Here is a 7642-nt window from a genome sequence, read left to right on the forward strand (position 1 = left end):
ATCGCGCTTTGAACTTACAAGCAACTTTAGGTGGTATTACATATACATTTAGCAATTTAAAAGAAGTAATGGCGAAAGCAAACGAAGAAAAGTCCGGTGATCGTTTAGCAGGGATTGCGGCCGAGACGGTACAAGAAAGAATCGCTGCTAAAACCGTCATTAGCAATTTGTTAGTCAGTGATATTCGAAACAATCCATTAATCCCGATCGAAGAAGATGAAGTTTCCCGAATTATCGAAGGCGATATCAATGAACGAATATATGCCGAGATCAAAAACTGGAGCATCGCCGAACTGCGGGAATACATTTTAAGCAACCGAGTAGGCGATCGTGAATTAAAGCGCATTAGCCGAGGGATGAATTCCGAGACCATTGCTGCAGTGACCAAACTAATGTCTAACTTGGACTTGGTACAAGCCGCTGGCAAAGTGGAAATTTTAACAACGTGCAATATTACCATTGGACAAAAAGGAACCATTTCTTCTCGTTTACAACCAAATCACCCAACAGACAGTGTTAGCGGAATGTTGGCGTCGTTAAAAGACGGCTTGTCATACGGTATTGGTGACGCGGTAATTGGCATCAACCCAGTTGATGATTCAGTCGAAAGCGTGAAACGTCTATTGCATGCAACGAGTGATTTTATTAACGAATGGGAAATCCCAACTCAAAACTGCGTACTAGCTCACGTGACAACGCAAATGAAAGCGATTGAACAAGGCGCTCCTGCAGATATGATTTTCCAAAGTATTGCAGGAACTGAAAAAGCCAATCGCTCTTTCGGCATATCGGCGGAATTGATTGCAGAAGCGAAAGATTTGGCGTTAAAACAAGGCACGAGCAGAGGACCACAAGTTATGTATTTTGAAACAGGGCAAGGTTCGGAACTATCTGCAGAATCCCATTACGGCATTGACCAAGTAACATTAGAAGCAAGAAACTACGGTTTCGCCAAACATTTTGATCCGTTTATTGTTAATACAGTGGTCGGGTTTATCGGACCGGAATATTTGTACAACAACAAACAAGTTATTCGCGCAGGTCTTGAAGATCATTTTATGGGCAAAATGCATGGCATTCCAATGGGTGTAGACATTTGTTATACCAACCATATTAAAGCAGATCAAAACGATATCGAAGACTTGGGCGTGTTGTTATCTGCAGCAGGCGTGAACTTTATCATTGCTGCACCAATGGGCGACGATGTCATGCTGAATTACCAGTCTATGAGTTTCCATGATGTCGCAACTTTGTTGCAAACATTCCAGAAAACACCGGCAAAAGAATACTTGAAATGGCTTGAAAAGATGGGGATTTACGAAAATGGTCGCTTGAGCGAACGTGCTGGTGATCCTACTATATTCATGCGTTAGGAGGTTGGATCTGTGAATGAACAACTAGTAGAACAAATTACAAAGATGGTCATTGAAAAACTGCAAACAACTAAAACAACTAGCACGAGTCAAATAAAGAACAACGATGAAATGCCCGTCAAACTCTTTCAAAATGCCCCAACAGGCAATTTGGTTGTAGAAAAAGAAACGGCAAACACAGGCACGGACGTAAAATTCGTTCCAATAGTCTCCGACAAGAAACAGCCCGAAATAAAGAGCGTCACAAAAAAAACGGCTACAGAAGAGCTGACAAAAAGTAGAGCGAAAAAAGAAGAGGTTTTAGAAGGCCTTCGTAAACAAACGCCAGCCCGAATTGTTGTCGGCAGAGCGGGAACGAGAGCCAAGACTGATACGTGGTTAAAGTTCCGCTTTGATCATGCAGCTGCGGTTGATGCCGTTTACGGGGAAGTTCCATCTGAACTGTTAGAGCGTCTTGGCTTTATCCAACTTCATTCGAAAGTTGTGGATAAAGAAGAATACATTCGCAGACCCGACCTTGGCAGAAGGCTATCCGATCAATCGATTGCCACGATAAAAGAAAAGTGCAAACGTTCGGCAACGGTTCAAATTGTGGCATCTAACGGACTCAGTGCCAAAGCAATTGAAGAAAACATGGAAGATGTCTACTTGTCATTTGAGCAATCATTAAAAAACGCTGGAATTGAGACTGGGACAACTTTTTATGTGGAAAATGGACGAGTTGCCTTAATGGATGAAATTGGTGAAATTCTTCAACCGGATATCGTCGTGATTCTAATTGGAGAACGACCAGGCCTAGTTTCGGCAGAATCATTAAGCGCCTACATTTGCTATAAGCCTCATCTTGGAACAATCGAAGCTGACCGGATGGTTGTCTCGAATATCCATAAAGGCGGAATCCCACCTGTAGAAGCAGGCGCATATTTAGCTACTGTTATTCAAAAAATATTGAAGTATGAAGCAAGTGGCGTTTCATTAGTGAAAAAAGAAGGATAGAGGTGTATAGATGTAATGAAAAAAATTTATGCAGAAATTTTATCTATGCAGCTGATTCCAAATGTGGACACAACGCTTGCTGAAAAATTCAACTTGCAGCCGCATCACCGCAGTCTAGGTTTGTTTACAACGACGATTGATGATGTTGGCTACACAGCTGCTGATGAAGCAACAAAAGCATCGAATGTGGATGTGGTTTATGCGAAAAGTTTTTACGCAGGAGCAGCTCATGCTTCAGGTCCACTGTCTGGAGAATTTATCGGAATTATTGCTGGTCCTTCTCCAGAAGAAGTCAAAAGCGGTTTGGATTCGATCAAAGTAACTGTTGAACATAATGCTTATTTTGAAGCGGTAAATGGCAATCCAGATCATGCATTTTATGCACATACGATTTCGAGTTGTGGAAGTTATTTAGCGGAACTCGCAAATGTCACACCTGGAACATCACTAGCATACTTGATCGCACCACCGATAGAAGCAATCGTAGGTTTAGATGCTGCGTTAAAAGCGGCGGATGTCAACATCTGTGAATTGTTCAGCCCGCCATCTGAAACAAACTTCGGGGGCGCATTATTAAGCGGCAGCCATTCTTCATGCCAGGCAGCAGCAGATGCTTTCAGGCAAGCTGTAAACAAAACAGCTGGCAAACCAATGGATTACTAGGAAAGGGGGAATAACAATGACCACGACTTTAGATGCCGATTTACTGGCTCTACAAGAAATGCGTTCAGCTGTAAAACAAGCAAAACAAGCGCAACTAACATACATGGACTTTACGCAAGAGCAAGTCGATCGCATTGTTAAAGCGGTTGCAGATGCTGCATTTGAGAAATCAGCGGAACTGGGCGAGTTAGCAGTAAAAGAAACAGGCATGGGTGTAGCCGCTCATAAAAAGATAAAAAACGAAGTCGGCTCAAAGGCCGTTTATGAAAGTATAAAAGACTTGAAAACCGTTGGAGTTGTTGGAGAAGACAAGGTCAACAAAGTGGTTGAAATCGCTGCACCTTTTGGTGTGATTGCAGCAATAATACCAACGACAAACCCAACTTCTACTGCATTTTTTAAAACATTGATCGCGTTGAAAACACGAAACGCCATTGTTGTTAGCCCGCATCCTTACGCGATTCAATGCACACACGAAGCATTAAAAGTGTGTGACCAAGCAGCAGTAGCGGCAGGTGCCCCAGAAGGACTGATTCAATGTTTGACGATGTCTTCGATGGACGCTACCCAACAATTAATGAAACACAAAGACATTGATTTGATCGTAGCAACAGGAGGCGGCGGATTAGTCAAAGCGGCTTACAGTTCAGGAAAACCCGCATACGGGGTAGGTCCAGGAAACGTACCGGTCTACATTGAACGCTCTGCAAAAATTGGCAAAGCCGTTGAAGATATCATCAACAGCAAATCATTCGATTATGGAACGATTTGTGCAACCGAACAAGCAATGGTCATCGACCGAAATGTAGTCGAACTTGTTAAAAGAGAGCTAAAGAAAAATGATGCTTATATTTTAAACGATGAAGAAAAAGCATTGATGGAAAAAGTAATATCGCCAATTCCAGGGAAAGTAAATCCTGAAATTGTCGGGAAAAGCCCACAGCGCATTGCTCATTTAGCAGGTATCAGTTTACCGGAAGGAACGCGCGTGATTGTCGGACTCGAAACAGAAGTCGGCAAAAACGTACCGTTCTCATTAGAGAAATTGTCACCGGTGTTCGCCATGTATGTCGCAAAAGATGTCGCGCATGCAAAAGAATTGTGTTTGTCTTTATTAAATCTCGGGGGCAGAGGTCATTCGTTATCAATTCATACGGAAACCGATGCGATTGCCCGGGAGTTTGCACTTGAAATGCCTGTCTCTCGAATTTTAGTAAATACGATGTCATCTGTTGGCGCAGTTGGTGGAACGACTGGTTTAATGCCTTCGATGACGTTAGGCTGTGGAACTTTTGGAGGCAATATTACTTCAGATAATCTATCTGCTAAGCATTTGCTGAATATTAAACGAATGGCTTACGGCATTAAAGAAGTGCAGCTTCCAAAGCATCAAGAACAAACATCCGAAGTAAATGAAGATCAAGTCGTATCAAGCGTCATTCAAAATGTGGGTTCAAATGATGAAGTCGATCCTAAAATGGTGAAAGACTTAGTCAGTGAAATATTAAAACAACTATCAAAATAAAAACTACTAGGAGGAATTGGATATGAATAGAGAAGGTACAGCATTAGGAATGGTAGAAACAAAAGGATTAGTAGGAGCAGTAGAAGCAGCAGACGCAATGGTAAAGGCTGCAAGTGTAAACCTTGTTGGTAAAGTTCACGTAGGTGGCGGAATTGTAACAGTATTAGTACGCGGCGATGTAGGCGCAGTAAAAGCAGCAACAGACGCAGGAGCAGCAGCGGCACAACGAGTAGGCGAATTATTGTCTGTTCACGTAATCCCAAGACCACACAACGAATTAGAAATGATTTTACCTAAATCAGAAAACTAAGAAGATGTTGGTTAACGGAAAGGGGGTTACAAAGTGAATCAGCAATTGATCGATCGAATTGTAGGGGAGATTTTAGAAAAGCTAAATCTTCCAGAAGCTTCAGCTTCGACGCTTCCCAAAAATGCATTTCCAATAGCTGTTTCCGCTCGCCATATCCACTTGTCACAAGAACATGTGGAAGTGTTATTTGGTAAAGGATACGAATTAACAAAAAAAGTCGATTTGTCTCAACCCAATCAATTTGCTGCCAATGAAACAGTCGTCATTGCGGGGCCAAAAGGCAGTATCGAGCGTGTGCGTGTGTTAGGTCCGGCTCGTGCATTAACTCAAGCAGAAGTTAGTTTCACAGATGCGTTTAAATTAGGTGTCAAAGCACCTATTCGTGAATCTGGTGATGTTGCGGGCTCGGCACCATTTACCATTATTGGTCCAAACGGCAGTCTCAATTTAGAAGAAGGCTTAATCATTGCTCAAGCTCATATTCACATGGAGCCAAAAGACGCTGCGCGTTTGAACGTCTCTGACAATGAATTCGTCAATGTTGAAGTAGATGGCACAAGACCGATTACCTTTAGAAAAGTGAAAATCCGCGTGTCGGATCGTTATCGATTAGAAATGCACATTGATACAGATGAAGCCAACGCTGGTTTTATCGGACAAGGTGCAATCGGACGAATTATCCGACCTGGTGAAGAAACTTCGCCAGTAGATGCAAAAGAAGAAATTCGCGAAATACTGGTCAACAAACAGTATTTGTTTAAAAAAAAACTCCTCTCGAGGGATGACCTTAGAGAAATAGAGGAATCTGAAATAATTATCGAAAAAGGGACCATCGTAACGGCGCTTGCGTATGATGTTGCGAGAGAACTTGGCAAGTCTATTTCTGTCAGACAATAGAAAAAGGTGATTTAGCTATGCGTATAGGAAAAGTGATTGGAAATGTTTGGGCGACCCGGAAAGAAGACGGGCTACAAGGCCTCCGACTGCTTGTGATTCAACCAGTGGATACGAAAGGCAACTCCATCCGAACAGAATTTGTAGCTGCTGATCGTCTTGGCGCAGGTGTGGGTGATCACGTTTTAGTAACAAGTGGCGGATCATCTCGTTATATTGATAAAGACAACCCCATTCCAATTGATGCGGTCATTATTGGAATTATCGATTCAACTGAAGTAAAGAGAGGTGAAACTGATGAGTCAAGCGATCGGAATGATTGAAACAAAAGGTCTAGTTGGCGCGATTGAAGCAGCAGACGCTATGATCAAAGCAGCAAATGTAAAACTGATTAAACAAGAGTTTGTTGATGGTGGGATTGTAACCATTATTGTTCAAGGGGACGTAGGGGCTATACAGGCAGCAGTAGACGCTGGACGAGAAGCGGCAAAACGTGTTGGAGAACTATTGGGCGCACATGTCATTCCACGACCGGATGAATCTGTTTACAAAATGATCAAACCTCTTGATTACGAAGAGTATCAAGAACAACAAACAAAGCCTGTCCCGCCACCAAAAGTAGAAAGAGCAAAGAAAACTGATTCTTAATGGTTGTGAAAGGGTGATGAGACATGGCTTTTCGAAGAAATAAAATTGCCATTATCGGTGCTGGATTTACAGGAGCAACAGCCGCATTAATGATGGCACAAAAATCTTTGGGGGATATCGTCTTACTGGATATTCCCGAACAGGAAAATCCGGTTAAAGGAAAAGCGCTCGATTTACTCCAAACAGGACCTGTCCAAGGATTTAACTCAAAAATTTCAGGCACTTCCGATTACAAAGACATTCAAGATGCTGACTTGGTTATCATCACTGCTGGTATACCAAGAAAACCTGGCATGAGCAGAGATGATTTAGTAAATACCAATGCAAAAATTATGACAACCGTATCGGAAAATGTGAAGCGCTATGCGCCAGACAGCACCATTTTAATCTTAAGTAATCCTGTTGATGCAATGACTTATGTTTGCTTAAAAGCAACGGGATTCCCTAAAAACAGAGTAATTGGTCAGTCTGGCGTACTCGATACCGCAAGATTCAACACCTTTGTCGCAGAAGAATTAAATATTTCTGTCGAAGATATTACGGGCTTTGTATTAGGTGGTCACGGCGATGATATGGTGCCACTTATTCGCTATTCCTATGCCGGTGGAATTCCGTTAGAAAAAATCATTCCTGCCGATCGCTTAGCTGCTATCGTCGAAAGAACGCGAAAAGGCGGCGGCGAAATCGTTGGACTGCTGGGAAATGGCAGCGCATATTATGCGCCTGCAGCGTCTTTAGTCGAGATGGCCGAATCGATCATCCGCGATAAAAAACGGATTTTGCCATCCATCGCTTATCTCGAAGGAGAATACGGTTACCAAGAATTGTGCTTAGGTGTCCCGACAATTATCGGAGGCAACGGCATCGAAAGCATTATCGAAATTCCGTTAACCAATGAAGAAAAAGAGGCTCTGGAAAAATCTGCAGCGTCTGTTCGAAGCGTTATTAAAAATCTATAATCGTGCTTCCTTCTACATAGTAAGAAACTTTCGGGAAGTAATAAAGCGAGTGGAGAATCTATATGATTTTCCACTCGCTTTTTGTTGCTAGCGTTTATATATGTGAAATAACGTGTATATAAATAGATAAAACCATCTTAAATTGTTCATACATACCAGAAAGGGTTTGGAGGGATGGAAAAAATAAAGTTGCCGCTTCTTTTATTGACTATCGTGATAATTGGCTTTTTGATCTTTTGGGTATTCGAGCGTTATATATAAAAGGCGTTTACGG

The 7642-nt window shown here is 42.2% G+C and carries 9 protein-coding genes; all 9 read left to right on the plus strand.

Translation table 11 applies throughout. From position 1 onward, the window contains the following. The first annotated feature begins 8 nt into the window (after positions 1-8). The 9 genes from GPDM_RS10210 to mdh are packed head-to-tail and all read left to right on the plus strand — an operon-like array spanning position 9 to position 7368. Positions 9-1373 carry an ethanolamine ammonia-lyase subunit EutB gene (locus GPDM_RS10210; RefSeq protein ID WP_008431131.1) on the plus strand — a complete coding sequence of 455 codons (1365 nt, stop codon included), beginning with the start codon at positions 9-11 and terminating at the stop codon, positions 1371-1373. Between the two features lie 12 nt (positions 1374-1385). Then, complete coding sequence (eutC, locus tag GPDM_RS10215; RefSeq protein WP_008431133.1) at positions 1386-2369, plus strand: ethanolamine ammonia-lyase subunit EutC; 984 nt, start codon at positions 1386-1388, stop codon at positions 2367-2369. A gap of 15 nt (positions 2370-2384) precedes the next feature. Continuing rightward, positions 2385-3032, plus strand: coding sequence for an ethanolamine utilization microcompartment protein EutL (gene eutL, locus GPDM_RS10220; protein ID WP_008431134.1), 648 nt, complete (start codon positions 2385-2387; stop codon positions 3030-3032). A 16-nt stretch (positions 3033-3048) separates the two neighbouring features. Beyond that, complete coding sequence (locus tag GPDM_RS10225; RefSeq protein ID WP_008431135.1) at positions 3049-4557, plus strand: aldehyde dehydrogenase family protein; 1509 nt, start codon at positions 3049-3051, stop codon at positions 4555-4557. 22 nt (positions 4558-4579) lie between these two features. Next, entirely contained in the window at positions 4580-4867 is a 288-nt protein-coding gene (locus GPDM_RS10230; RefSeq protein ID WP_008431136.1) for a BMC domain-containing protein, read from the plus strand. A 33-nt stretch (positions 4868-4900) separates the two neighbouring features. Continuing rightward, entirely contained in the window at positions 4901-5764 is an 864-nt protein-coding gene (pduL, locus tag GPDM_RS10235) for a phosphate propanoyltransferase (RefSeq protein WP_008431137.1), read from the plus strand. 17 nt (positions 5765-5781) lie between these two features. Then, positions 5782-6084 (plus strand): EutN/CcmL family microcompartment protein, encoded by a 303-nt coding sequence (locus GPDM_RS10240; protein ID WP_008431138.1) that lies wholly within the window; start codon positions 5782-5784, stop codon positions 6082-6084. Further along, the gene (locus tag GPDM_RS10245) at positions 6059-6409 is read left to right on the plus strand and encodes a BMC domain-containing protein (protein ID WP_008431140.1); all 351 of its coding nucleotides are present in this window, start codon (positions 6059-6061) and stop codon (positions 6407-6409) included. The genes GPDM_RS10240 and GPDM_RS10245 overlap by 26 nt, the downstream gene beginning before the upstream one ends. Positions 6410-6432: 23 nt before the next feature. Continuing rightward, entirely contained in the window at positions 6433-7368 is a 936-nt protein-coding gene (gene mdh, locus GPDM_RS10250) for a malate dehydrogenase (protein ID WP_008431142.1), read from the plus strand. Positions 7369-7642: the final 274 nt, after the last annotated feature.

The sequence above is a fragment of the Planococcus donghaensis MPA1U2 genome, assembly GCF_000189395.1.
Lineage (GTDB): Bacteria > Bacillota > Bacilli > Bacillales_A > Planococcaceae > Planococcus > Planococcus donghaensis_B.